Source organism: Rathayibacter sp. VKM Ac-2801, assembly GCF_009834245.1.
Taxonomy (GTDB): Bacteria; Actinomycetota; Actinomycetes; order Actinomycetales; family Microbacteriaceae; genus Rathayibacter.
Genome location: NZ_CP047183.1, coordinates 109,416 through 134,932, shown reverse-complemented (window position 1 = coordinate 134,932; position 25,517 = coordinate 109,416). Strand labels below are relative to the sequence as shown.

Below are 25,517 nucleotides of genomic sequence, written 5' to 3'. Positions count from 1 at the left end.
CACCCGGGCGGCACGGTCCGGGCGGCACGGTCCGGGCGGCACGGTCCGGGCGGCACAACCTCCCTCCCCAGCCGCCTCCTCCTCCCGCTCTCCACCGCACGAGCTCCTCCCCGCACCGCCCCTCCCCCGCAGCATCCACACTCACTGTCACCGCATCCCCGAAGCCGAGGCCCCCATGTCGTTCACCAGCTCCCCGCTCACCCGCCGCACCGCTCTCGCCGGTCTGCTCACCGCCGCCGCCGTCCCGCTCCTCGCGGGCTGCGTGCAGGGCGAGGGCGGAGGAGGAGCGGCGGCCGCGACCGCCGACGCCGCCTCCGGAGGGACCCAGGGCGGCACGCTCACGCTCGACTTCGCGACCTACAACCCGCTGAGCCTGGTCATCAAGGAGAAGGGCTGGCTCGAGGCGGCCCTCGCCGACCAGCAGGTCACCGTCGCCTGGGTGCAGTCGGCAGGCTCGAACAAGGCCAACGAGGCCCTGCGCGCCGGGGCGATCGACGTCGGCTCGACCGCGGGCTCGGCCGCGCTGCTCGCGCGCTCGAACGGCTCGCCGATCAGGACCATCGACATCTTCTCGCAGCCGGAGTGGTCGGCCCTCGTCGTCCCGGCCGGCTCGGCGATCACCTCGGTCGAGCAGCTCAAGGGCAGGCAGATCGCGGCCACCAAGGGCACCGACCCCTACTTCTTCCTGGTGCAGGCGCTCGAGGCCGCCGGGCTGGGCATCGGCGACGTGACGGTGCAGAACCTGCAGCACGCCGACGGCTGGGCGGCGCTGCAGAACGGCTCCGTCGACGCCTGGGCGGGCCTGGACCCGATCATGGCCGGCGCCGAGGCGGCCGGGGCGACCCTGCTCTACCGCAACGTCGACTTCAACTCCTACGGCCTGCTCAACGCGACGGAGAGCTTCCTCGCCGAGAAGCCCGACCTCGCGCAGACCGTGGTGAACGCGTACGAGCACGCCCGCGCCTGGGCGCTCGAGAACCAGGACGAGACGGCGAGCATCCTCGCCTCCGTCGCCGGCCTCGACGTGGCGGTGGCGACGACGGTCATCACCGAGCGCAGCAACCTCGACGTCGACAACGTCCCCGGCTCCGCGCAGACCGACGTGCTCGCCGTGATCGGCCCGATCTTCGTCGAGAACGGCGACGTCGCCTCGCAGCAGCAGGTCGACGACGCGCTCGACTCGCTGCTCGACGACACCTACGCCTCGGCGGCCGACCCGAGCGCCATCGGCGCCTGAGGGTCCGGCCCTCCGCCCCCGACCCCGTGATCCGAGGAGACCGACGATGACGATCCGCGACGACGACACCGCGACCGACGCCGACGTGCTGCGCCGGAGCGCGCTGTCCGCGCCGATGCCGGATGCGCCCGTACTCGCGACGGCGGGCCCGTCGGTCGCGGCCTCCCAGCGCCGCCTCCGCGAGGACCGCTCCCGCCCGCTGACGTCGCGGCGGTGGTTCGTCGTCGCGGGAGGCGCGGTCCTGCCCGTGCTGCTGCTCGCCGCCTGGCAGATCGCGACGACGACCGGGATGGTCTCGGTCGCGGTCTTCCCCTCGCCCGCGATGGTCTGGGCGGCCGGCGTCGACCTCGCCCAGCGCGGCGACCTCGGCCAGGACGTCGCCATCTCGACGCAGCGCGTGCTCATCGGGTTCGCGCTCGGGTCGGCCCTCGGGCTCGTGGTCGGTGCGCTCTTCGGACTCTCCCGCGTCTGGGAGGTCGTCCTCGGGCCGACCCTCGGCGCGATCCGCGCCGTCCCGTCGCTGGCCTGGGTCCCGCTGCTGCTGCTCTGGATGGGCATCGGCGAGGAGTCGAAGATCACGCTGATCACGATCGGCGCCTTCTTCCCCGTCTTCACCACGGTGGCCACCGCGCTGGGCCACGTCGACCGGCACCTCGTCGAGGCGGGCCGCGCCTTCGGGCTCTCGGGCGTCCGGCTCTTCACGACGGTGCAGCTGCCCGCGGTGATCCCCTCCGTGATCTCGGGGCTGCGCCTCGCGCTCGCCCAGTCCTGGCTGTTCCTGGTCGCCTCCGAGCTCATCGCCTCGTCGATGGGCCTGGGCTTCCGGCTCATCGACAGCCAGAACAACGGCCGGATCGACCGGGTGTTCCTCGCGATCGTCCTGCTGGCCGTGCTCGGCAAGCTCACCGACGCGGTCGTCGGCGTGTTCCAGCGCTACGCCGTGAGGAAGTGGGCGTGAGCGCCGGGGAGGGAGCTCCGAGCGTGAGCGACACGATCGTCAACCTGCTCGACGAGCACCGCCGGTTCCCGCCGCCCGCGGACTTCGCTGCGCGGGCGAACGCCGGCGCGGAGGAGTACTCGCGCGCCGCCGCCGATCCGGTCGCGTTCTGGGAGGAGGCGGCCCGCCGCCTCGACTGGGCGGAGCCGTGGCACACCGCGCACACCTGGGAGCCCGCCGCTGCGCTGCCCGACGGCTCGCTCTCGGTGCCGCGCACGACCTGGTTCGAGGGCGGACGGCTGAACGTGGCCGTCAACTGCGTCGACCGCCACGTGGACGCCGGTCGCGGCGAGAAGACCGCCCTCCACTTCGAGGGCGAGCGCGGCGACCGGCGGTCGATCACCTACGCCGAGCTCCAGCGCGAGGTCTCCCGCGCCGCGAACGCGCTGACCGCGCTCGGGATCGGGAAGGGCGATCGCGTCGTCGTCTACCTGCCGGTGATCCCCGAGACCGTCGTCATCACTCTCGCGATCGCGCGGATCGGAGCGATCCACTCGCTCGTCTTCGGCGGCTTCTCGGCCGAGGCGGTGCGGTTCCGCGTGGAGGACACCGGCGCGAAGCTCCTGGTCACCACGGACGGGCAGTTCCGGCGCGGTGCGGCGGTGCCGGTCAAGGCGAGCGCCGACCGGGCGGTCGAGGGCGTCGCGTCGATCGAGCACGTCCTCGTCGTCCGCCGCACCGGTGAGACCGACGTCCCCTGGACCCCGGGTCGCGACGTCTGGTGGCACGAGCTGGTCGACGCGCAGAGCGACGTCCACGAGGCCGAGGCCTTCGACTCCGAGACGCCGCTGTTCATCATCTACACCTCCGGCACGACTGGGAAGCCCAAGGGGCTGGTGCACACCAGCGGCGGCTACCTCACGCAGGCCTCCTGGACGCACTGGGCCGTGTTCGACGCGAAGCCCGACGACGTCCACTGGTGCACCGCCGACCTCGCCTGGGTCACCGCGCACACCTACGAGATCTACGGACCGCTCTCGAACGGGCTGACCCAGGTGATCTACGAGGGGACCCCGAGCACCCCGCACACGGCCCGGCACTTCGAGATCATCGAGCGGTACGGGGTGACCGTCTACTACACGGCGCCGACGCTGATCCGCACGCTGATGACCTGGTTCCCCGAGGGCGTGCCCGCGCAGTACGACCTCTCGAGCCTGCGCCTGCTCGGCACCGTCGGCGAGTCCATCAACCCCGAGGCCTGGGTCTGGTTCCACGAGGCGATCGGCGGCGGGCGCTGCCCGATCGTCGACACCTGGTGGCAGTCCGAGACAGGCGCCGCGGTGATGTGCCCGCTGCCGGGCGTCTCGACCCTCAAGCCGGGCTCGTCGCTCGGAGCACTGCCTGGGCTCGGCGTCCTCGTGGTGGACGAGCACGGCGAGCGGGTGCCGAACGGCTCCGGCGGCTATCTCGTGGTCGACCGGACCGGGCCGGCGCTCGCCCGCACCGTGTGGGGAGACCCGGAGCGCTACCGCGACTCCTACTGGGCCCGCTACGCGTCCCGGGGGTGGTTCTTCTCCGGGGACGGCGCGAAGTACGACGCCGACGGCGACGTCTGGGTGCTCGGACGCGTCGACGACGTCATCAACGTCTCCGGCCACCGCCTCTCCACGATCGAGATCGAGTCGGCCCTCGTCGCCCATCCCGCGGTCGGCGAGGCCGGAGTCGTCGGGGTCGCCGACGCGACGACCGGGCAGGCGATCGCGGCGTTCGTCATCCCCTCCGACGAGGCCGTCGACCGCGCCGAGGAGGACCCTGCCTACTGGACCGCTCTCGGCACGACGCTCTCGGCGCTGCTGCGCGACCACGTGGCGGTCGCGATCGGGCCGATCGCCAAGCCGCGCGACGTGGTGGTGGTGCCGGATCTGCCCAAGACCCGCTCCGGCAAGATCATGCGACGGCTGCTCGGCGACATCCGCGACGGCCGCCCGCTCGGAGACGTGACGAGCCTCCAGGACGACACCGTCCCGTCGCGCATCGCCCGCATCGTCGCCGAGCGCGGGTAGGCGCCGCCCCGAGCGGATGCTGCGCTCGAGGGGGGGGCGCGGGCCGTCGTGGGACACCGTGCCGTCGGCCGAGGCGCCGTCGTCGCAGCGGCGTCTCGGCGGGCGGCGCGGTGTCTCGGCGGGCGGCACGGTGTCTCGGCGGGCGGCACGGCCCGGGCGCGGGCAGCGCCTGTTTCGGGGAGACGTCCGGAGCCTGCGCGTCCGCGGCGAGGAGGGGCCGCCCGGGAGCATCCGGAGTAGCGTGAAGCCGTGCGCGACGTCCAACAGCAGATCATCTCCGAGCTCCACGTCTCCCCCGTCGTCGATCCGGCCGCCGAGGTCGAACGGCGCAGCGGCTTCCTCGCCGACTACCTCCGCAGCACCGGCGCGAAGGGCCTCGTCCTCGGCATCAGCGGCGGCCAGGACTCGAGCCTCGCCGGGCGCCTCTGCCAGCTCGCGGTCGAGCAGGTCCGCGCGAGCGGCGGCGACGCCTCCTTCATCGCGGTCCGCCTGCCCTACAAGGTGCAGGCCGACGAGGAGGACGCCCAGCTGGCCCTCTCGTTCATCCGCCCGGACCGCCAGGTCGTCTTCGACATCCACCAGGGCGTCGACGGCGTGGCGGCGGCGTTCGGCGACGCGGTCGACGAGCCGATCAGCGACTTCGTCAAGGGCAACGTGAAGGCGCGGATGCGCATGATCGCGCAGTACGCGATCGCCGGCCAGGCCGGGATGCTCGTCGTCGGGACCGACCACGCGGCCGAGGCGGTCACCGGCTTCTTCACGAAGTACGGCGACGGCGGCGCCGACGTCCTCCCGCTCACCGGTCTCACCAAGCGGCAGGGGCGCTCGCTCCTCGAGCACCTGGACGCTCCGGCCCGGCTCTACGAGAAGGCGCCGACGGCGGACCTGCTCGACGACAACCCCGGCCAGACCGACGAGACGAACCTCGGGCTCACCTACGCCGATCTCGACACGTACCTCGAGGGCGGCGACATCGATCCGGCCGTCGCCGACCTCATCGAGGCCCGCTACCTCGCCACCGAGCACAAGCGCCGGGTGCCGCTGTCCCTGTTCGACGACTGGTGGCGCTGACTCCCCTGCTGAACCCCGCGAGATCGGGGTGGACGGACGAGATCCCCTGCCGCGGCGGGGGATCTCGTCCGTTGGGGGGCATCTCGCGAAATTTCGCGAGATGAGGGGTCAGGAGTCGGTGCGGGCGTTGTAGACGAGGGCGGCGCCGGAGTCGACGGAGGCGCGGTAGGCGCGGAACACGTCGAGGGCCTCGTCGCGGAGCACGCCGTCGACGACCTCGATGCCGCGGGCCTCGAACTGGGCGGCCCAGTCCTCGCGCATCGGCCCCTCGTCGAAGGTGCTGATCTCCTCCAGCTCGGGGCCGGAGCCCGCGACGACCAGGCGGCGCACTCCGGACCACATCGTCGCTCCGTAGCACTGCACGCACGGGCGCCAGTTGACGACCAGGTCGTGCGCGGGAAGGCCTTCGCCGCCGAGGTCCCAGGTGCCGAGCGCGGCCTGCGCGAGACCGAGCGCCGTCACCTCGGCGTGGCCGGACGAGACTCCGCTGCCGAGGACGACGTTCACTCCGACCGAGACGAGCCGGCCGGAGTCGCGCTCGACGACGATCGCCGCGAACGGGCCGCCGTTCCCCTCCCGGAAGTTGCGGTCGGCGAGAGCGTGCACGAGGGCCATCCGGTCCTCGAGGCTCGGGAGGACCTCGGGGACGTCGCGGAGGGCGTCGCCGATCCAGGCGGGCAGGGCGATCTCGTAGCGGGTGGCGAGGCGGTCGATGTCCATTGCGGTCTCCAGGAGGCGTGGCGGGCGGGCAGGGGGAACCTACCGCAGGGCGCGCCGACAGGCGGACCGGCCGGGCGTCTCCGCACCGGCCGATCCTCCCCGCGGCCGCTCGCTACGGACGCACGAGGGTCTTGATCGCGCGGCGCTCGTCCATGGCGGCGTACGCCTCGGCGATCTCCTCGAGGGGCAGCTCGAGGTCGAAGACCAGACCGGGCTCGATCGCGCCGCTGAGCACGTCGGGCAGCAGCTCGGCCATGTAGCCGCGGACCGGCGCGACTCCGCCGTTGACGCCGACGTTCGAGCCGAACATCTGGCGGACGGGCAGCTCGGGTCCGCCGTTGGGCACGCCGACGTAGCCGACCATGCCGCCGGGCCGGGTGGAGTCGAGGGCCTGCTGCATCGACTCCTTGGTGCCGACGCACTCGAGCACGCAGTCGGCGCCGATCCCGCCGGTCAGCTCGCGGACGCGCGCGACGCCCTCGTCTCCGCGGGTCTCGACGATGTGGGTCGCCCCGAAGCGGCGGGCGAGGTTCTGCCGCGACTCGTGCCGCGACATCGCGATGATCGTGGTCGCGCCGAGGCGCTTGGCCGCCAGGACGGCGCAGAGGCCGACCGCGCCGTCGCCGACGACGGCGACGGTCGAACCCGCGGTGACACCGGCCGAGACCGCGGCGTGGTGGCCGGTCCCCATCACGTCGGCGAGGGTGAGCAGGCTCGGGATGAGCGCCGGGTCCGGGTCGATGCCCACGCGGAAGAGCGTGCCGTCGGCGAGGGGGACGCGCACCTTCTCGCCCTGGGCGCCGTCCGCGAAGCCCTCCTCGCGGACCTCGGCGCCCCACCAGCCGCCGGTGAGGCACGAGGTGGAGACGCCGTTGGCGCAGTTCGCGCAGGTGCCGTCGCAGACGTAGAACGGGGCGATCACGAAGTCGCCGACCGCGACGTCGTGCACGTCGTCGCCGATCTCCTCGACGACGCCGACGAACTCGTGGCCGATGCGGTGCGCCTCCTTGGTGGGCGTGACGCCGCGGTAGGGCCAGAGGTCGGAGCCGCAGACGCAGGCGGCGGTGACGCGGACGATCGCGTCGCGCCCCGTCGAGAGCTGCGGGTCGGGGACCTCCTCGAGTCGGATGTCGCGCTCGCCGTGGATGAGTGTTGCTCGCATGGGTGCTCCTGGTCGGGAGGGGGGTGGGGTCGGCGTCCACGGTACGCCCGCGACCGGCCGCGGGCGCAGGAGAGGCGGGGGCTTGCACGAACGCGCCGACGCGGCACGGGCGGAGCTCAGGGGCGCCACCGTGGACGGTGCGGGGCCGGCCGGGAGGCGTCCTGTCGGAACCGGCGTCGCAGCAGCCCGGCCCCGCGTCACGGCAGCGCCTCCGCCCAGCCGTCGCGCCCGATCACGACGTGCGCGAGGAACCGCAGGCCGCACGCGTCGGCCCCGTCGGCGATCGCCCGCGTCGCCGCGCGGTCCGAGGCGAGCACCACCGCCTCACCCGCGTGGCTGTGCGCGAGGCCGATGCCCGCCGCGCCCCGCGCCAGCACCTCGGCGAGCACGGCGGCCACGGGGATCTCGGCGTGCGCCGGGGCTCCGTCGGCCAGCGTCAGGACGTCGCGCACGGCTCCGGACTCGGCGAGCGCCACGGCCAGCACGGTCTCGAGCGGCCGGGCGGCCAGCAGCGGAGCGACGAGCTCGGCCAGGCCCGCGGCGTCGGTCACGCGGGCGGCGCGCGAGGCCCGGTTCATCCTCCGCCGCAGCTCGAAGGAGGCGACCAGGCGGCAGGCGGCGACCTCGCCGACCCCGCGGTGCCGCATCAGATCGGCCACCCCGGCACGGGCGACCGCGTCGATGCCGCCGAAGCGCGCGAGGAGTCGCTGCGCCACGACGGTCGCGTTCGCGCCCCGGACGCCGGCCCCGATGAGCACGGCGAGGGTCTCGGCGTCGGTGAGCGCCTCCGGTCCGTAGGCGCGGAGGCGCTCCCGCGGCCGCTCCTCGGGAGGGAGGTCGGCCATCCGGGGGCCGGGCGTTTCGAAGGACATGCCGCCGACGCTACGGAGCCGACCGGACGCGCGGACCGCGGATCCCGCGACTGTGGACGACCGCCGCGTCCGCGCGTCCTGTGGAGGGACCTCCTGTCGTCGCCCCCGCGTTCCTCCCCCTGCGAGAACGCAGACGTCGCGGTGCTCGACCGCGACCACCGCGACTTCCGAGGATTCGCGACAGAGATCGGGCGCCCCGGTCAGCCCGACGTGGGCAGCCCCGCCGTCACCGACAGGCTCTCGCCGTCCGGCGCCACGTCCACCAGCACCACGTCCCCGTCGCGCACCGTGCCGCCGAGCAGCGCCGTCGCCAGCTGGTCGTCGATCGCCCGCTGCATCAGCCGGCGCAGCGGCCGCGCGCCGTACTGCGGGTCGTAGCCGCGCTCGGCCAGCCACCCGCGGGCCGCGGGGGTCACGGCCAGGTCGAGCCGTCGCTCCGAGAGCCTCCTCGACAGCCGGTCGACGTACAGCGACACGATCTCGCCGAGCTCCGTGCGGTCGAGCGCGTCGAAGATCACGATGTCGTCGAGCCGGTTCACGAACTCGGGCTTGAAGGCCTGGCGCACCATCTGCTGGACCGCCTCCTCCTTCTGCGGCCGCGACAGCGCCGGGTCCACGAGGAACTGCGACCCCAGATTGGAGGTGAGGATGAGGATCGTGTTGCGGAAGTCGACCGTCCGCCCCTGGCCGTCGGTGAGCCGGCCGTCGTCGAGCACCTGGAGCAGGACGTCGAACACCTCCGGGTGCGCCTTCTCGATCTCGTCGAGGAGCACCACCGAGTAGGGGCGGCGGCGGACCGCCTCCGTGAGCTGGCCGCCCTGCTCGTAGCCGATGTAGCCGGGAGGGGCGCCGACCAGCCGCGAGACGGCGAACTTCTCGCCGTACTCCGACATGTCGATGCGGACCATCGCCTTCTCGTCGTCGAAGAGGTGGTCGGCGAGCGCCTTCGCCAGCTCGGTCTTGCCGACGCCGGTCGGCCCGAGGAAGAGGAAGGAGCCGGTCGGCCGGTCGGGGTCGGCGATGCCCGCCCGGGTGCGGCGGACCGCGTCCGCGACGGCCGACACCGCTTCGTCCTGGCCGATCAGGCGGCGGTGCAGCTCGGTCTCGAGGTGCAGCAGCTTCTCGGTCTCGCCCTGCAGGAGGCGCCCGACCGGGATCCCCGTCCAGGCGGCGATCACCGCGGCGATGTCGTCGGCCGTCACCTGCTCGTTGACCATGCGGCCCTCGGCCGGCTCCTCCTCCGCCTCGGCGGCGGCGAGCTCGCGCTCGATCACCGGGATGTCGCCGTAGAGCAGCTTCGACGCGCGCTCGAGCTTCCCCTCGCGCTGCGCCCGCTCGGCGGCGATCCGCAGGGCGTCCAGCCGGTTCTTGAGCTCGCCGACGCGGTTGAGGGAGGCGCGCTCGCGCTCCCAGCGCTCCTGCAGCTCCTCGAGCTGGTTGCCGCGGCGGGCCAGGTCCTCGCGCAGCTTCTCCAGCCGCGCCTTCGAGGCCTCGTCCTTCTCCTTCTTCAGCGCGAGCTCCTCGAGCCTCAGCCGGTCGACGGAGCGGCGAAGCTCGTCGATCTCGACGGGAGCGGAGTCGATCTCCATGCGCAGCCGCGACGCGGCCTCGTCGATCAGGTCGATCGCCTTGTCCGGCAGCTGGCGGGAGGTGATGTAGCGGTTCGAGAGCGACGCGGCGGCGACCAGAGCGGAGTCGGCGATCGCCACCTTGTGGTGCGCCTCGTAGCGCTCCTTCAGCCCGCGGAGGATCGCCACGGTGTCCTCGACGGTCGGCTCGCCGACGAAGACCTGCTGGAAGCGGCGCTCGAGAGCGGCGTCCTTCTCGATGTACTGGCGGTACTCGTCGAGCGTCGTCGCGCCGATCATCCGCAGCTCACCGCGGGCCAGCATGGGCTTGAGCATGTTCGCGGCCGCCACCGACCCCTCGCCGCCGCCTGCGCCCATCAGCGTGTGCAGCTCGTCGATGAAGGTGATGATCCGGCCGTCGGACTCCTCGATCTCCTGCAGCACGGCCTTCAGCCGCTCCTCGAACTCGCCGCGGTACTTCGCTCCGGCGATCAGGGCCGAGAGGTCGAGGCTGACCAGCTGCTTGCCCTTGAGGCTCTCGGCGACGTCGCCCGCGACGATCCGCTGGGCGAGCCCCTCGACGACGGCGGTCTTGCCGACGCCGGGCTCGCCGATGAGGACCGGGTTGTTCTTGGTGCGGCGCGTGAGCACCTGGCTGACGCGCCGGATCTCGGCGTCCCGCCCGATCACCGGGTCGAGCTTGCCGCTCGCCGCGATGGCGGTCAGGTTGACGCCGTACTGCTCGAGGGCGGACTTCTCGTCCTGCTGGGGCATCCGACCGGCCTGCATGATGGTGGTCTCCTCCGTGGCTCAAGAGTTGAGTTCGACGGACTCAACTTTACTCCCGCGAAGGCTCCGGCGGTCAGGCCGTCAGAAGATCGCTGTCGCGGGCCCGGAGCGCCTCGAGCGCGGTCCGCAGGATCGAGCGCAGCCGGAACTCGCCGATCCCGGTCAGCGCCGAGATCTCGGCCTGCGAGAAGCCTCCGGCCGCGGCCAGCAGCAGCAGCTCGCGGTCCGGGCAGTCGAGGGCGAGCAGGCCGCTGCCGAGCGGACGGCGGGCGAGCTCGTGCGCGGAGCCGAGGGTCTCGCAGAGCACTTCGAGCACCCAGAGCACGGGCTCCGGCGAGCGGGCGCCCTCGCGGGAGCGGCGCCAGACGGCGGTGAAGACGTCGGAGCAGAGCCGGTCGCGGCCGGCCGGGTCGGCCTGGACCGTGCCGACGCACGCCGAGACGAGGCCGCCGAAGCGGTCGACGAGCTCGCCCAGAGCGGAGGCGTCCCCCGTCGCGGAGCGGGTCAGCAGACGGGCGGCGTCCTGCGTCAGCGGCGGACGCACCCGTCCTCCGGTCGCGTCCTCGCCTCCAGCACTCACAGGCCTCAGCGTGTCACCGACTCCGCGACGGTGGGACCGGTTGCGCGGACGGGGGGTGGCGGGTAAGGAGCGGGACCGCCGACCGGTCTCAGAGGCGCGGCCAGCGGGCGCGGGCGAAGCAGAAGAGCCCGTAGGCGATGAGGCCGATCGCGACGAATCCCAGCAGGAACACGCCGGCCGGCAGCTCCACCAGCGACTTCAGCGCCTCGTCGAGCCCGCCCGCCTGCTCCGGATCGTGGGTGACGGCGGCGACGATCAGCAGCACGCCGAGCGCGCCGAGGACCACGCCCTTGGCGACGTAGCCGGCGACGCCGAGCACGGTGACGACGGTGCCCGCCGTGCCTCCCGGCTCCGCGACGTTCTCGAGGAACTTCCGGCTCGCTCCGCGGTACACGAAGACGCCGCCGACCGCGAGGACGGCCAGTCCGGCGATCACGAGCAGCACGACTCCGCCCGGCGCCGCGAGGATCCTGGCGCTCGCGCTCTCGGACGACTCGGACGAGCTCGACCCGCCGCCGGTGGCGAATGTCAGCGCCGTCACGCCGAGGGCGCCGTAGACGACGGCCTTGCCCGCCTCCTTCAGCCGGCTGCCCCAGGTCTTCAGAGCGCTCTCGCGCGGGCGGACGAGGAACGCCTCGAGCAGGCCCCAGAGCGCCAGGCCGAAGAGGCCGACGGTGCAGATCCAGAGGATCACCAGTCCGCCGGGCTGCGCGGCGAGGGCGCCGAGGGCGCCGCTCTGGTCGGCCTCGCCTCCGCCGCCGCGGGCCACGCCGAGCGCGATCACTCCGATCAGGAGGTGGACGAGGCCGTTCGCCGCGAAGCCGCCACGGGCGAGGGTCCTCACCGCCCGCGAGTCCTGGATGTCGTCGGCGGTGCGCTGGGCGTCGGCGGTGCTCGGAGTGTTCACAGGGTGGACGCTACGCGTTTCCACACCCTCGTGCCCGGCTCTCCGCCGTTCCGAGGTGCTCCCGGAGCCGGTTCTCCACACCTTTCCACAGGGTTGTCCACAGCTGTGGAATCACGGGAGGGACGTGCGGATCACACGTCGACGGCGCGGACGAGCCCGTCCTGCACGCCGCCCAGCCAGTCGTAGACGCTGCGGATCGCGGCCGCGCTCCCCTCCTCCGGGACGACGTCGTCGGTGTCGTCGATCCCGAGCCGCACGGCCAGAGCGAGCCGCATGTCGGTCAGCGCGCGGAGCCAGGCGATCGCCTGCGGTTCCTCGAGACGGACCGCGACCTCGCCCAGCCCCTCGAAGATCCGGCCGTGGCTCGTGCCGTCGCCGGCGTCGAGGGCCGCCGTGACGGCGCGGGCGTCGTCCATCTTGCGGGCGGCGAGGTCCGGAGCGGTGAAACGACGGAACTCGTCGGCCGCCTCGGCGTCGTCGCGGTAGGCGTCGGGCAGGAGGCGGGCGAGCGCCGGATCGGAGCGGGCGTCCTCCGAGGACGCCCCCCGGTCGAGCAGCTCGAGCATCTCGCCGGCCAGATGGCGGAGGATCCCGGCCTCCTCGCGGTCGAAGCGGGCGACGGCCGCTCCGGAGGAGTCGCGGCGGAACGCGCGCATCAGCGAGGTCCTCGGGTGCCGCGGGCGGATTCCGTTCCGGTCACCGGAGCGGCGGGGCGCAGCGGGGCGCTCATGCGTCGGCCTTCTGCAGCGTCGCCCACAGGCCGTAGCCGTGCATCGCCTCCACGTGCCGCTCCATCTCCTCGCGGTTGCCGGTCGCGACGACCGCGCGCCCCTCCGTGTGCACCTGCAGCATCAGCCGCTCCGCCTCGGCCCGGCCGAAGCCGAAGTAGCTGCGGAACACGTACGAGACGTACGACATCAGGTTGACCGGGTCGTCCCAGACCAGCACGATCCACGGGACCTCGGCCGCCGAGCGGGTCGCCAGGCGCTCATCCGCGCGCTCGATCGTGTCCGCCATCCCTCCAGCGTAGGCGGCGGCGCGCGCGGGCGCCCGGGCGCGCGGCCCGGCGCCCGCGGGTGTCCAGGAGTTGTCGCAGTCGGCGTCCAGTGAGACGACTTCTGGACAGTCGGCGCGGAGCCGCGGGGACGGGGACCACGAGAAGCCAGGAGTTGTCGCAGTCGAGCGCGAGTGCGACAACTCCTGGACAGTGGGCGACCGGGCGCGGTGACCAGAGCCCGCGAGTGTCCAGGAGTTGTCGCACTCGGCGTCCAGTGCGACAACTTTTGACACTCGGCGCAGAGGCCGCGGCCGGCCTAGGCCGACAGGCGCGGCAGGACCTCCCGGGCGAAGAAGTCGAGGTGGTCGAGGTCCTGCAGGTCCATGAACTGCAGGTAGACGCGCTCGCAGCCGGCCTCGCGGAGGGACTCGAGGCGGTCGACCGCCTCGTCGACTCCGCCGGCCACTCCGTGCTCGCGCAGCTCGGCCGGCTCGCGGCCGATAGCCTCCGCACGGCGCGTGAACTCCGCTTCGTCGCCTCCGCCGACCGCGATCAGCGCGACCGAGTGCACGAGCGACGAGGGCTCGCGCCCGATCGCCCGGCACGCCTCGTCGACGCGCTCGAAGGCGCCCGGGATCGCGTCGAACTCGGGGAAGGGCAGGTTGAACTCGCTCGCGAACCGCGCCGCGAGCGCCGGGGTCCGCTTGGGCCCTCCGCCGCCGACGATCACCGGCAGCGGCAGGCGCGCGGGCTTGGGCAGGGCCGGGGAGTCGGTCAGCCTGTAGTGCTCGCCGACGAAGGAGTAGCGCTCGCCGACGGGCGTCGACCACAGGCCCGTCACGATCTCGAGCTGCTCCTCGAGCAGGTCGAAGCGGCGCGGAGGGAAGGGGATGCCGTACGCGGCGTGCTCCTGCTCGAACCAGCCGGTGCCGAGGCCGAGCTCGGCGCGGCCCCCGGACATCGCGTCGACCTGGGCGACCTGGATCGCGAGGATCCCCGGCGGCCGGTAGGTGACGGAGGAGACGAGGGTGCCGAGCGCGATGCGCTCGGTCTCGCGGGCGAGGCCGGCGAGCGTCGTCCACGCGTCGGACGGCCCGACGCCGGGGTCGCCGGCGCCCATCCGGAGGTAGTGGTCGGAGCGGAAGAAGCCGTCGTAGCCGAGGCTCTCGGCGGCCTGCGCGACGGCGAGGAGGTCCTCGTAGCTCGCGCCCTGCTGGGGTTCGGTGAAGACTCTGAACTGCACGGGACCAGCCTCCCGCACCGGGGCAGGATCGTGCCAGCCCGGCTCCCCCGGCCGGGGCCGCCGACAGGCCCCCGTGTACCGTGGACGGTTGCCGCCGACGAGAGGACCCCATGTCCGAGCACCCGTCCTCCCCGGACACCGCCCCCGCCACCGCGGGCACCCCCACTCCTCCGCACCGCCTCGCGCGGTGGGTCTTCTGGCCCGCGGCGGCCCTCACGCTGTCGATCGCGGCCTTCGCGATCCTCGCGCCCGACGCCGCGACCTCCGTGTTCTCGACGCTGCAGACCACCGTCGTCAACACGTTCAGCTGGTACTACGTGCTGATCGCCGCGGTCTTCGTGGCCTTCGCGATCTGGATGGGCGTCAGCCGCTTCGGCGACATCAAGCTCGGCGCCGACGACGACGAGCCCGAGTTCTCGATGCTCGCCTGGATCTCGCTCCTCTTCGCCGCCGGCATGGGCATCGGCCTCGTCTTCTACGGCGTCGCGGAGCCGCTCACCCACTTCGCCACTCCGCGCCCGGGCGTGACCGGCACCGAGACGGAGCTCGCGCAGAGCGCGATCTCGCAGACCTACCTGCACTGGGGCGTCCACGCCTGGTCCATCTACGTGGTGGTCGGCCTCGCCCTCGCCTACGCGATCCACCGCCGCAAGCGGCCGGTGTCGATCCGCTGGGCGCTGGAGCCGCTGCTGGGCCGCCGGGTCCGCGGAGGCTGGGGCAACGCGATCGACGTGGTCGCCCTGGTCGGCACCATGTTCGGAGTCGCGACCTCGCTCGGCCTGGGCGTCACCCAGATCTCGGCGGGCCTGGAGGCGAGCGGCATCGTGGAGTCGTCGCTCGCCGTGCAGATCGTGGTCATCGCCGTGGTCACGGCCCTGACCGTCTTCTCGCTGATCTCGGGCGTGGGCAAGGGCATGAAGTGGCTCTCGACCGGCAACCTGCTGCTGGCCGCGGCGCTTCTCGTCTTCGTGCTCGTCGCCGGCCCGACCCAGTTCCTCCTGCGCGAGTTCGTGCAGTCGCTCGGCAACTACCTGCAGAACTTCATCGGCCTGACCTTCACGGTCAGCGCCTACTCCGGCCGCGAGGGCGAGCAGTGGCAGGCCTCGTGGACCACGTTCTACTGGGGCTGGTGGATGTCGTGGGCGCCGTTCGTCGGCATCTTCATCGCCCGCGTCTCCAAGGGCCGGACGGTCCGCGAGTTCGTCGGCGGTGTTCTGCTCGTGCCGACGATCATGACCTTCCTCTGGTTCAGTGTCCTCGGCGGCACCGCCATCTACCGCGAGCTGTACGGCGACGGCGGCCTCGTCGGTGCCGACGGCTCGGTGGACACGAACCTGGCGCTCTTCTCGATGCTGCAGGGGCTTCCCGCTGGCTCGGTGCTGACGATCGGCGCGATCATCCTGATCGGCATCTTCTTCGTGACCTCCGCCGACTCCGGCGCGCTGGTCATGGCGATGATCGCGACCGGCGGCCAAGCGGAGCCGCGCAACCCGATCCGCGTGTTCTTCGCCGTCGCGACCGCGCTGCTCGCCCTGTCGCTCCTGATCGCCGGCGGCCTCGACGCCCTGCAGACCGCCGCGATCCTGTCGGCCCTGCCGTTCAGCGTCGTGATGATCCTGATGTGCATCGCGACGGTGATCGCCTTCCGCCGCGAGATCCGCGCCTACGACAAGGCCCGCCGCAGGGCGTTCGTCGGCGACATCGGCACGTTCTACGGCCTCGAGGTCGAGGACCCGGCGGAGCGCGAGCCCGCCCACCCGATCAAGCGGCTCGCGCACCGCCTGAAGCCGGGGTCGAAGGAGTAGTCCGCTCGGAGGTGCAGTCCGCTCGGAGGAGCAGTCCGCTCGGAGGAGCCGGACGCCGCTCGAGCGCCCGGCTCCGCCGATCAGCTGGGCGACGGGATGAAGGGGTGCTCCGGCGGGTCCTGGTCGTCGCCGAGACGGGCGTCGGCGCCCTCGTCGAGCGCCTCGTCGATCGACTCCGGGTCGTCGATCTCCGCCGGGTCCTCCGGCGGGACCGGCAGGGAGTCGCCGTCGGGGCGGGTGGTATCGGTGACGTCCTCGGGGGCGTCGAAGCCGAAGCTGCTCATGGTTCCCTCTCCGCGGTGCGCCCGGGAAGCGGCGCCGCTGCGGGCAGCCTAGGTCGCGGCCCCGGAGGCGGTCACGGACTTGACGGAGCACCCGAGGGGTCCCGTGTCGTCGGCCTGCTCCGGAGGAGCATCCGCCGCGGCAGCCGTCAGTGCACGTACTCGAGCAGGTCGGCTCCGAGGGTGCGCATGCCCTCCAGCACCGCGAGGCGGTAGTGCAGGGTCGTGTCGTCGAACTGGGTGGCGACGGCATAGGCGACTCCGGCGCGCGGGCCGCGGAGGACGCCCGCCTCCGCGCGGACGCCGACGTCGGTGCCGGTCGCGTTGACGAGCAGGACCCCGTGGTCGGGGTGGCGGTGCGCGAGCGGGTCGAGCCCGAACGAGGCGGCGACCATCGAGAGGTCGGTGCCGAGCGAGAGCCAGCCGATCACCCGCGAGCTCACGGCCGCGTCGACGATCTCGCCGTTCGCGAGGGTGGCGAGCAGCCAGGTCAGCTCGCGGGCGGAGCCGATCGAGAGCTGCGGCGCGTCGTCCGGGCCGCGCTCGTCGCGCACGACGTCGAGCAGGGCGGTGCGGGAGAGGCCGAGCGCCTCGGCCCGCTCGCGCACGGCGTCGAGGCCGACGCGGCGCAGCAGGACGTTGGTCGCGAGGTTGTCGCTCGAGGCCCCGACGAGCGCGGCGAGGTCGGCGATGGGCATCGAGGGCACCTGGAGGTGCTGCCAGATCCCGGAGCCGGCGACGGCGTCCGCCGCGGTCCGGTCGACCAGGCGCAGGTTCTCCTGCGGCTCGTTCGCCAGCCGGGCGGCGACCTCGATCAGCAGCACGACGGTGCCGAGGGAGGCGGTGGGCATCGAGACGGAGTCGTCGACCGCGAACAGGGCGCGGCCGGTCGCCAGGTCGACGGCGCGCGCCGAGACGACGACCCCGTCGATCGCGAGACGGCCGAGGGCGTCGAACCCGCGCTGGAAGTTCTCGCGGTCGCCGCCGCCCTTGTGGCGCCCCCGGCGGTTGCGTCGGCTCTCACGGCGGGTCTCGCTGGTGGGGATCACCACGGGTACGGCCCCTCTACGGGTCGGGAGTGCGGTCGTGCGGAGGGGGGACCTGAGTCCTCACGCGCCGGCGGGACGCGCGATCGGCGGACGACCCCGCGGCATCGGTCGGCTCTCGATGCCCGGGGCTCCTCGTCCGTGGTGCGGAGGTGGTCTTCGGCGACTACCAGATGGTGACGCGCTCGCTCGGGGAGAGCCAGAGGGCGTCGCCTTCGGAGACGTCAAAAGTAGCGTAGAACTCGTCGATGTTCCGGACGATCTGGTTGCAGCGGAACTCGGCCGGGGCGTGCGGATCGATGGCGAGGAGGCGGATCGTCTCCTCGTCGCGGGACTTCTGCTGCCAGGCCTGCGCCCAGGAGAGGAAGAACCGCTCGGCGCCGGTCAGACCGTCGACGACGGGCGGCTCCTCGCCGTCCAGCGAGAGCAGGTAGGCCTTCCAGGCGATGCCGAGGCCGCCCAGGTCGCCGATGTTCTCGCCGATGGTCAGGGCGCCGTTCACATAGTGCCCGGGCGTGGTCGCGGGAGCGAGCGCGTCGTACTGCGCGATGAGCGCCTTCGTCCGCTCCTCGAACGCGGCCCGGTCCTCCTCGGTCCACCAGTCGGTGAGGCGGCCGTCGCCGTCGAAGCGCGAGCCCTGGTCGTCGAAGCCGTGGCCGATCTCGTGGCCGATGACGGCGCCGATCGCTCCGTAGTTGGCGGCGGGGTCGCGCTCCTCGTCGAAGAAGGGGAACTGCAGAATCGCGGCGGGGAAGACGATCTCGTTGAAGCCGGGGTTGTAGTACGCGTTGATCGTCTGCGGGGTCATGAACCACTCGTCGCGGTCGAGCGGGCGGCCGATCTTGCCGAGCTCGCGGGCGAACTCGAACTCGGCCACGCGGCGCGCGTTGCCGAGCAGGTCGGCCGGGTCGACCGAGAGGGCGGAGTAGTCGCGCCAGCGGACCGGGTAGCCGATCTTGGGCGTGAACTTCGCGAGCTTCTCGAGCGCGCGCTCGCGGGTGGCGGGGCTCATCCACTCCAGGTCGACGATCGAGCGCCGGTACGCCTCGATGAGGTTCGCGACCAGCACGTCCATCGCGGCCTTCGCAGTCTCGGGGAAGTGGCGGGCGACGTAGGTGCGGCCGACCGCCTCGCCGAGCGAGCCCTCGACGAGCGACACGGCGCGCTTCCAGCGCTCCCGCTTCTGGGGGGTGCCGGTGAGGGTGCGGCCGTAGAAGTCGAAGTTGGCGTCGACGAAGCCGCTGGACAGGTAGGCCGCGGCTCCGCGGATCACCTGCCAGGACAGCCAGTCGCGCCAGGCCGGGAGCCGGTCCTCGGTGAGCAGGCCCGCGAGGCCCTGGAGGAAGCTCGGCTGGCGGACGACGACCTCGGCGAGAGCCCCCTCCGGAGCGCCCATCGCGGTGAGCCAGACGTCGAGGTCGACGCCCGCGGCGAGCTCCTCGACCTCGGACCAGGAGCGGAGGTTGTAGGTCGCCTGGCTGTCGCGGCTGCGGACCTTGTCCCAGTGCGCGGCGGCCAGATCGGTCTCGAGGGCGACGATGCGCTCGGCGCGAGCGTCGGCGGCGTCGATGCCGGCCAGCCCCAGCATCCGCGCGACGAACGGCGTGTAGGCCTCGCGGACGGAGGCGAACTCCTCCTCGCGGTAGTAGCTCTCGTCCGGCAGGCCGAGGCCGCCCTGGTTGACGAAGACGAGGTAGCGCTCGGGGCTGCCCGGGTCGTTGTCGACGAAGAGGCCGAAGAGCCCGGGGACGCCGGTGCGCTCGAACGCGCCGACGGCGCGGAGCAGGCCGGGGATCGAGTCGACCCGCTGCACGGCGGCGAGGTCGTCGGCGATCGGGGCGGCGCCGAGCTCCTCGGCCCGCTCCTCGTCCATGAAGGAGGCGTAGAGGTCGCCGAACAGGCGCTCCTCGGTGCCGTGCTGCGCGGTCTGCGCCTCGACGATGATGTCGCGCACGGCCTTCTCCGCCTCCTCCTGGAGGAGGTGGAAGGAGCCGTAGCGCGCCTTGTCGGCGGGGATCTCCGTGCGGTCGATCCAGAGCCCGTTGACGTGCCGGTAGAGGTCGTCCTGCGGGCGCGTCGCGGGGTCGAGTTCGGAGCGGTCGATACCGGAGCGAGGCGTCGTCGAGGTCATGGCGCACAGCCTACGTCGGGGCGCCGACACGGGGCGCGAGGTGCGGCGGGTCGAGCGCGGAGCCGCGGGAGGACCGGCGCGGGGCCGCGGGCGGCCGGGCGCGCCTGCGTCCGGCTCGCGGGGGCGAGGTGCTCCTGCGAGCCGGACGGGGGGACGCCGAAGCGTCAGCGCCCGAGCTGCTCCTCGACGTACGCGCGGATCGGCGTGGTCGGCCGCCCGATCAGGCGGGCGAGGGAGCCGTCGGCCTCGCCGAGGAGGCCGTCGGCGATGTTCGCGTCGAGGCCGACGACGAAGCCGACTCCGCCCTCGGGGACGCCGGCGCCGGTGAGGACGCGGGCGTGCTCGTCGGAGGAGACGTGGCTGATGGCGGCGTCGCGTCCGGCGACCTCGGCGACGATCGCGGCCAGCTCGTCGAAGCTCCAGGCGGTGTCGCCGGAGAGCTCGTGCACGGTGCCGACCAGGGACGGATCGGTCAGGGCGACCGCGGCGGCCTCGGCGTAGTCGGTGCGGGCGGCGCTGGCGACGCGGCCCCCGCCGGCGCTCGAGAGGGTGCTGCCGGTGGAGGCGAGCTCGGCGACGGTCTGCTCGTAGTTCTCGTTGTACCAGCCGTTGCGGAGGACGACGGCGGGGACGCCGCTGGCGGCGATCGCCTCCTCCGTGGCCTTGTGCTCGGGCGCGAGGATGAGCGCGCTCGTGGTCGCCTTCGGGGCGCTCGTGTAGACCAGGCGCGCGCCGGCACGGACGGCGGCGTCGATCGCGGCGGTGTGCTGCGCGACGCGCCTGCCGACCTCGGAGCCCGAGACGAGGAGGACGGCCTCGGCGCCGGAGAAGGCGGCGTCGAGCGAGGCGGGGTCGTCGAAGTCGGCGACGGCGGTGCGGACGCCGAGGTCGGCGGCGAGCGCCTCGAGCTTCGCGGCGTCGCGGCCGGTGGCGACGATGTCGGAGTCGGCGGTGCCGCGGGCGAGCAGGTGCTCGACGGCGAGACGGCCGAGGTGGCCGGTGGCTCCGGTGACGACGAGGGTCATGAGGGGTCCTTCCTGACGGGTGGGGCGGGCGGGGTCCGCCGCCAGGAGGGTGCAACCGGCGCATCCTCCTGGTGCTTCCCGGAATGCAGTACCCACTATTTCGTTAGTACTCCCATCACCCCGATTCCGAGGAGCACCCGTGACGATCGCCGACTCCCCCCTGCTCGCCGGGGACGTCTACTCCGCCGACTGCCCGAGCCGCGAGATCTTCGGGCACGTCACCAGCAAGTGGGGCGTCCTGGTGCTCGCGGCGCTCGCTCCGGGCACGCTCCGCTGGGGCGGGCTGCGGCGCCGGATCGGCGGGATCAGCGAGAAGATGCTCGCCCAGACGCTGCGGATCCTCGAGGAGGACGGCTTCGTGCACCGCGAGGCGCGGCCGGTCGTCCCGCCGCACGTCGAGTACCGGCTGACGCCGCTGGGAGCCGAGCTGGCGGAGCGGCTGCTGCCGGTGGTCGAGTGGATCGCGGGGAACGTCGGGGCCGTCCTGGAGGCCCGCTCGGAGGGTCGCCAGGAGGTCAGGTGAGCCTCACCTTCTTGTGAGAACGTTCATGTTCCGTTCAGGGAGGAGCCGCCACCCGGCGGCATCGGCGCCCCCTCCCCCTGCTTGCCTCGGTCGCATCTCTTGCTCGTGATCGAAGGACCTCCATGTCAGACACCGCCCGCCGCCCGCTCCTCCTCCCGATGGCCGGCCACGTGCGCGGCAAGCGCAGCCCCGTCACCTGCGCCCTGAAGTGCGCCAACGCCTGCTCCACCGCGACCTGCAACACGTCGCACAACAGCTACTTCCGCGACATCGTCTCGTCGCAGCTCTCGCGCCGCAGCGCCCTCGGCCTCGGCCTGGCCGGCGCGGTCACCGTCGCCGTCGCCTCCGCCGGAGGAGCGCCCACCGCCGAGGCGGCCGTGGCGACCGCGGCCGACGGCTCACCGCTCGCCTTCACTCCGATCGCTCCGGTGCCGTACACCGTCGACCAGTTCACCGTCCCCGAGGGCTTCGCCTGGCAGCCGATCATCCGCTGGGGCGACCCGCTCTTCGCCGACAGCCCCGCCTTCGACATCGCCGACCAGACGGAGGCCGCCCAGGCCGCGCAGTTCGGCTACAACAACGACTACACCGACATCGTCGAGATCCCGGGCTCGAAGCGCCTCCGCGCCCTGCTCGTCGTGAACCACGAGTACACGAACGAGAGCATCATGTTCCCGGCCGCGCAGCTCGAGGCGGAGCCGGAGCGCGTGCGCGCCGTCGGCCGCGCCGCCCACGGCCTCAGCGTCGTCGAGCTGGTCCGCACCGCGGTCGACCGCCCGTGGGCGTACGTCCGCGGGGGCGAGCGCAACCGCCGCTACCTGATCGACACCCCCTACGAGGTGACCGGGGCCGCCGCCGGCTCCGACCTGCTGAAGACGGTCGCCGACCCCGAGGGCCGCACCGTGCTGGGCACGCTCGGCAACTGCTCCGGCGGCACGACGCCGTGGGGCACGATCCTCTCGGGCGAGGAGAACTTCAACGGCTACTTCCGCGCGGTCGGCACCAGCGACGCCGAGAAGCGCTACGGCCTCGCCGACTCCGAGACCTCGCGTCTCTGGGAGCTCGACGACCCCCGCTTCGACGCCCGCACCCCGGGCTACGAGAACGAGCCGAACCGCTTCGGCTGGATCGTGGAGTTCGATCCCTTCGACCCCGACTCCACGCCGAAGAAGCACACGGCGCTCGGCCGGCTCAAGCACGAGGGCGCGAACGTCATCATCGCCCCGGACGGCCGCGTGGTCGCGTACCAGGGCGACGACGAGCGCTTCGACTACCTCTACAAGTTCGTCTCGAAGAAGCGCTACATCGAGGGCGACCGCGCCCACAACAAGACCCTGCTGGAGGAGGGCGACCTCTACGTCGCCCGCTTCACCGGCGACTCCCCCGTGGCCGAGATCACCGGCACCGGAGCGGTCCCCTCGGACGGCGGCTTCGACGGGATCGGCGAGTGGCTGCCCCTGGTGCTGAACGGCGCCTCGACGATCGCCGGGATGAGCGTCGCCGAGGTGCTCGTGCACACCCGCCAGGCGGCGGACGCGGCGGGCGCGACCAAGATGGACCGCTGCGAGGACGTGCAGCCCAGCCTGGTCAGCGGCCGGATCTACGTGGCCTGCACCAACAACTCCGCCCGCGGCACCGAGGGCAGCAAGGAGGGCGCGACCGAGGTCAACCCGCGCACCGAGAACCGCGACGGCCACATCGTCGAGATCATCGAGGACGGCGGCGACCAGACCGGCCGCACCTTCACCTGGAACCTGCTGATGCTCTGCGGCGACCAGGCGCAGGGCGACGTCGTCTACTTCTCCGGCTTCCCGGCGGACCAGGTCTCGCCGATCTCGTGCCCGGACAACCTGGCCTTCGACTCGGTCGGGAACCTCTGGATCTCGACCGACGGCGCCCCGAGCGGCATCGGCTACAACGACGGGCTGTTCAAGGTGGCGCTCGAGGGCGCGACGCGCGGCAAGGTCGAGCAGTTCCTCTCGGTCCCGCGCGACGCCGAGACCTGCGGCCCGATCGTCCACGACCTCGACCAGCACGTGTTCGTGGCCGTGCAGCACCCGGGCGAGGAGGGCACCTTCGAGGCGCCGACCTCGTTCTTCCCGGACTACGGATCGACGGCGGCGGGAGCGGTGGCGGCACCGCGTCCGACCATCGTGCAGATCCTGCCGGCGTCGCAGGTGGTGGCGCCGACTCCGACGCCGACCGCCGGACCGACCACGGCACCGACGACCCCGCCCACCACCGCACCCACGGCGGCTCCCACCACGGCACCGACCGCCGGGCCGACCGCGGCGCCCACCGCCGCTCCGTCCCCGGTGCCCACGACGGCGCCGACCGGCACGCCGACTCCGCTGCCCGTCGGCGGCTCGGGCGGCGGGCTGGCCTCGACCGGAGTCGAGAGCGTCGGCCTGATCGCGGGCGCCACCGCGCTCCTGGCCGCGGGCGCCACCGCGCTCGGGCTCGGAGCGCGCCGCCGCGCGGCCGCCGAGGGCGACCCGGAGGTGTGAGGTGGGCTGTGCGATTCGCAGGGGATCCGCGCGCGAAGGGGCGTTCTGCCGCTTGATGCGCCCCCTGGATGGCAGATCTCCTGCGAATCGCACAGTGGCACCCGGACCGGCGCCCCTCGTAGGCCCGCCGAACGTGCGATCTGCAGGGGATCAACGTCGAGAAGGGCGTTCCGCCGCACGGCGCGTCCCGCAGAGCGCGGATCCCCTGCGGATCGCACGACGGCCGCCCTCGACTCCTAGAGCAGGCGGCGGGCGGAGGCCCAGGCGGTGAGCTCGTAGCGGGAGGAGAGCTGCAGCTTGCGGAGGACGGCGGAGACGTGGGACTCGACCGTCTTGACCGAGATGAAGAGCTCGGCGGCCGCCTCCTTGTAGGCGTAGCCGCGGGCGATCAGGCGCATCACCTCGCGCTCGCGGGCCGACAGCCGGTCGAGCTCGTCCACCGACTCCGCCTGCTCGCCCGCCAGCGCCCCGAAGGCGTCGAGCACGAAGCCGGCCAGGCGCGGCGAGAACACGGCGTCCCCGCCCGCCACCGCGAGCACGGCCCGGCTCACCTCGGCTCCGGAGCTGGCCTTGGTGATGTAGCCGCGGGCACCGGCGCGGATCACGCCGACCACGTCCTCCGCGGCGTCCGAGACGCTCAGCGCGAGGAAGCGCGACGACGAGCCGGCGCTGCGCCGCAGCACCTCGGCCCCGCCCCCGCCCGCGCCGCCCGGCAGGTGCACGTCGAGCAGCACCACCTCGGGCGCGAGCGCCGCGACCAGGCCGACGGCGGAGTCGACGTCGGCCGCCTCCCCGACGACCTCGAGCTCGGGAGCGAGGTCGGCGCGCAGGCCGGAGCGGAAGATGGAGTGGTCGTCGACCAGCAGCACGCGGGTCATCGCTCGACCTCCGCCGGGAGGCGCAGATGCACCTCGGTGCCGGTGCCGCCGACTCCGGGGCGGACGGTCGCGCTGCCGCCGGCGCGCGCCATCCGGCCGATGATCGACTCGCGGATGCCGAGGCGGTCGCCGGGGACCTCGTCGAGGACGACGCCGGGGCCGCGGTCGCGCACGAACACGTCGACGCCCTGCACGGAGGACTCGAGGTACACCGAGACGTCCCCGCCCGCGTGCCGGGCCGCGTTCAGCACGGCCTCGCGGGTCGCGGCGAGGAGCGCCGCGGCGCCGGGGACGGATGCTCCGACGGCCACCACCTCGAGGTGCACGGGGTAGTCGAGCTCGACGGCGGCGGCGATCGACCGGACCTCGGCGGCCAGGTCGTTGGCGACCGGGACGTCGCGCTCGAACAGCCAGTCGCGCAGCTCCCGCTCCTGGGCGCGGGCGATGCGGGCGACCTCGCTCGAGGCTCCCGCGCGGTTCTGGATGAGCGCGAGGGTCTGCAGCACGGAGTCGTGCAGGTGCGCGGCGATCTCGGCCCGCTGCTCCTCGCGCACCCGGGCGGCCCGCTCGCCCATCAGCTCGGACCAGAGGGTCACCACCCGGGGCGCGGCCAGCACGCCGGCGGCGATCAGCAGCACGCCCACGGCGAGCACCGCGTTGAGGGCGCTCGGGCGGCCGGTGAGCACGGCCGCTCCGGCGAGCACCAGCAGCGCGCAGGAGGCGAGGCGCACCGCCGAGCCGTAGCGGGCGGGGCGGACGGCGTCGCCGCGGTCGAGTCCGAGGCTCCAGCCGACGGCCCCTCCGGCGAGCAGGCCGACGGCGACGAGCGCGCGCGTGATGTCGGCGTCGTCCCCGCGGTCGACGGTAATCAGCACGGCGAGCGCCGCGACAGCGGCGGCGAGGGTCAGCAGGCCGGCGACGGGAGCGGAGCGGCGGACGGCCGGATCCGCATCGCGCGAGTCGAGCGGCGCGAGGGGCACCAGCGCCCAGAGCCAGAGGTAGAGGAGCGCGCCGCCGCCGCCGAGCGCGGTCGTGAGGAGGGCCAGGACGCGGGTCCTCCGCACGCTCCAGCCCAGGTGGTCGGCGACCGCGGTGCACACTCCGCCGAGCAGCATCGTCCGCGGGCGCCGCAGCGGGGGGCGGACGGCGGTGCCGGGGACTGTGCTCACCCCTGC

21 protein-coding genes and 1 pseudogene are annotated in these 25,517 nt (G+C 73.3%); 7 read left to right on the top strand and 15 right to left on the bottom strand.

Features of this window, described 5'->3' with window-relative positions; genetic code table 11:
- Positions 1-175 precede the first annotated feature (175 nt).
- The 4 genes from GSU45_RS00600 (at position 176) to nadE (ending at position 5,308) form a co-directional block, all read left to right on the top strand.
- Positions 176-1,237, top strand: coding sequence for an aliphatic sulfonate ABC transporter substrate-binding protein (locus tag GSU45_RS00600; protein ID WP_159911810.1), 1,062 nt, complete (start codon positions 176-178; stop codon positions 1,235-1,237).
- Between the two features lie 46 nt (positions 1,238-1,283).
- The gene (locus tag GSU45_RS00595; RefSeq protein WP_244248161.1) at positions 1,284-2,195 is read left to right on the top strand and encodes an ABC transporter permease; all 912 of its coding nucleotides are present in this window, start codon (positions 1,284-1,286) and stop codon (positions 2,193-2,195) included.
- Between the two features lie 23 nt (positions 2,196-2,218).
- Entirely contained in the window at positions 2,219-4,237 is a 2,019-nt protein-coding gene (acs, locus tag GSU45_RS00590) for an acetate--CoA ligase (RefSeq protein WP_159911808.1), read from the top strand.
- A 249-nt stretch (positions 4,238-4,486) separates the two neighbouring features.
- Positions 4,487-5,308 (top strand): ammonia-dependent NAD(+) synthetase, encoded by an 822-nt coding sequence (gene nadE / locus GSU45_RS00585; RefSeq protein WP_159911806.1) that lies wholly within the window; start codon positions 4,487-4,489, stop codon positions 5,306-5,308.
- A 108-nt stretch (positions 5,309-5,416) separates the two neighbouring features.
- On the opposite strand, the gene GSU45_RS00580 is transcribed toward nadE, so the two are convergent.
- The 9 genes from GSU45_RS00580 to GSU45_RS00540 form a co-directional block, all read right to left on the bottom strand.
- A complete protein-coding gene (locus tag GSU45_RS00580; protein ID WP_208543467.1) occupies positions 5,417-6,028 on the bottom strand; it encodes a nucleoside deaminase in 612 nt (203 codons plus the stop codon).
- 112 nt (positions 6,029-6,140) lie between these two features.
- Positions 6,141-7,190 (bottom strand): zinc-dependent alcohol dehydrogenase family protein, encoded by a 1,050-nt coding sequence (locus tag GSU45_RS00575; protein ID WP_104258179.1) that lies wholly within the window; start codon positions 7,188-7,190, stop codon positions 6,141-6,143.
- A 197-nt stretch (positions 7,191-7,387) separates the two neighbouring features.
- Positions 7,388-8,062: a UPF0758 domain-containing protein gene (locus GSU45_RS00570; RefSeq protein WP_159911804.1), complete on the bottom strand. Its 675-nt coding sequence runs from the start codon at positions 8,060-8,062 to the stop codon at positions 7,388-7,390.
- A 200-nt stretch (positions 8,063-8,262) separates the two neighbouring features.
- Positions 8,263-10,419: an AAA family ATPase gene (locus GSU45_RS00565; RefSeq protein WP_159911802.1), complete on the bottom strand. Its 2,157-nt coding sequence runs from the start codon at positions 10,417-10,419 to the stop codon at positions 8,263-8,265.
- Positions 10,420-10,492: 73 nt separating this feature from the next.
- Complete coding sequence (locus GSU45_RS00560; RefSeq protein ID WP_159911800.1) at positions 10,493-10,999, bottom strand: hypothetical protein; 507 nt, start codon at positions 10,997-10,999, stop codon at positions 10,493-10,495.
- Positions 11,000-11,087: 88 nt separating this feature from the next.
- Positions 11,088-11,906: a DUF1206 domain-containing protein gene (locus GSU45_RS00555; RefSeq protein ID WP_159911798.1), complete on the bottom strand. Its 819-nt coding sequence runs from the start codon at positions 11,904-11,906 to the stop codon at positions 11,088-11,090.
- Between the two features lie 131 nt (positions 11,907-12,037).
- The gene (locus GSU45_RS00550; protein WP_159911796.1) at positions 12,038-12,562 is read right to left on the bottom strand and encodes a DUF2017 domain-containing protein; all 525 of its coding nucleotides are present in this window, start codon (positions 12,560-12,562) and stop codon (positions 12,038-12,040) included.
- Positions 12,563-12,632: 70 nt separating this feature from the next.
- Complete coding sequence (gene clpS, locus GSU45_RS00545; protein WP_104222829.1) at positions 12,633-12,923, bottom strand: ATP-dependent Clp protease adapter ClpS; 291 nt, start codon at positions 12,921-12,923, stop codon at positions 12,633-12,635.
- A gap of 296 nt (positions 12,924-13,219) precedes the next feature.
- Positions 13,220-14,146 (bottom strand): LLM class F420-dependent oxidoreductase, encoded by a 927-nt coding sequence (locus GSU45_RS00540; RefSeq protein WP_159911794.1) that lies wholly within the window; start codon positions 14,144-14,146, stop codon positions 13,220-13,222.
- Between the two features lie 110 nt (positions 14,147-14,256).
- Between GSU45_RS00540 and GSU45_RS00535 the strand changes: the two genes are divergently transcribed.
- On the top strand, positions 14,257-15,951 hold the full coding sequence (locus GSU45_RS00535) for a BCCT family transporter (protein ID WP_159911792.1): 1,695 nt from the start codon (positions 14,257-14,259) through the stop codon (positions 15,949-15,951).
- Between the two features lie 80 nt (positions 15,952-16,031).
- Here GSU45_RS00535 and GSU45_RS00530 read toward each other — a convergent pair whose 3' ends face one another.
- From GSU45_RS00530 to GSU45_RS00515, 4 genes are all read right to left on the bottom strand, one after another.
- Entirely contained in the window at positions 16,032-16,235 is a 204-nt protein-coding gene (locus GSU45_RS00530) for a hypothetical protein (RefSeq protein WP_159911790.1), read from the bottom strand.
- 146 nt (positions 16,236-16,381) lie between these two features.
- Positions 16,382-17,284 carry a serine hydrolase gene (locus tag GSU45_RS00525; protein ID WP_159911788.1) on the bottom strand — a complete coding sequence of 301 codons (903 nt, stop codon included), beginning with the start codon at positions 17,282-17,284 and terminating at the stop codon, positions 16,382-16,384.
- 160 nt (positions 17,285-17,444) lie between these two features.
- A complete protein-coding gene (locus tag GSU45_RS00520; RefSeq protein WP_159911786.1) occupies positions 17,445-19,409 on the bottom strand; it encodes a M13-type metalloendopeptidase in 1,965 nt (654 codons plus the stop codon).
- A 164-nt stretch (positions 19,410-19,573) separates the two neighbouring features.
- Positions 19,574-20,434 (bottom strand): NmrA family NAD(P)-binding protein, encoded by an 861-nt coding sequence (locus GSU45_RS00515; protein WP_159911784.1) that lies wholly within the window; start codon positions 20,432-20,434, stop codon positions 19,574-19,576.
- A 139-nt stretch (positions 20,435-20,573) separates the two neighbouring features.
- Here GSU45_RS00515 and GSU45_RS00510 point away from each other — a divergent pair, with 139 nt between their 5' ends.
- Entirely contained in the window at positions 20,574-20,957 is a 384-nt protein-coding gene (locus GSU45_RS00510; protein WP_208543466.1) for a helix-turn-helix domain-containing protein, read from the top strand.
- 122 nt (positions 20,958-21,079) lie between these two features.
- Positions 21,080-23,119 (top strand): annotated as a pseudogene (locus GSU45_RS00505) (PhoX family phosphatase); the annotation flags it as partial.
- Between the two features lie 581 nt (positions 23,120-23,700).
- Here the strand turns inward: GSU45_RS00505 and GSU45_RS00500 are convergent.
- The gene (locus GSU45_RS00500; protein WP_159911780.1) at positions 23,701-24,342 is read right to left on the bottom strand and encodes a response regulator transcription factor; all 642 of its coding nucleotides are present in this window, start codon (positions 24,340-24,342) and stop codon (positions 23,701-23,703) included.
- Positions 24,339-25,511, bottom strand: a complete 1,173-nt coding sequence (locus GSU45_RS00495; RefSeq protein WP_159911778.1) for a PspC domain-containing protein — start codon at positions 25,509-25,511, stop codon at positions 24,339-24,341. The genes GSU45_RS00500 and GSU45_RS00495 overlap by 4 nt, the downstream gene beginning before the upstream one ends.
- Positions 25,512-25,517 lie beyond the last annotated feature (6 nt).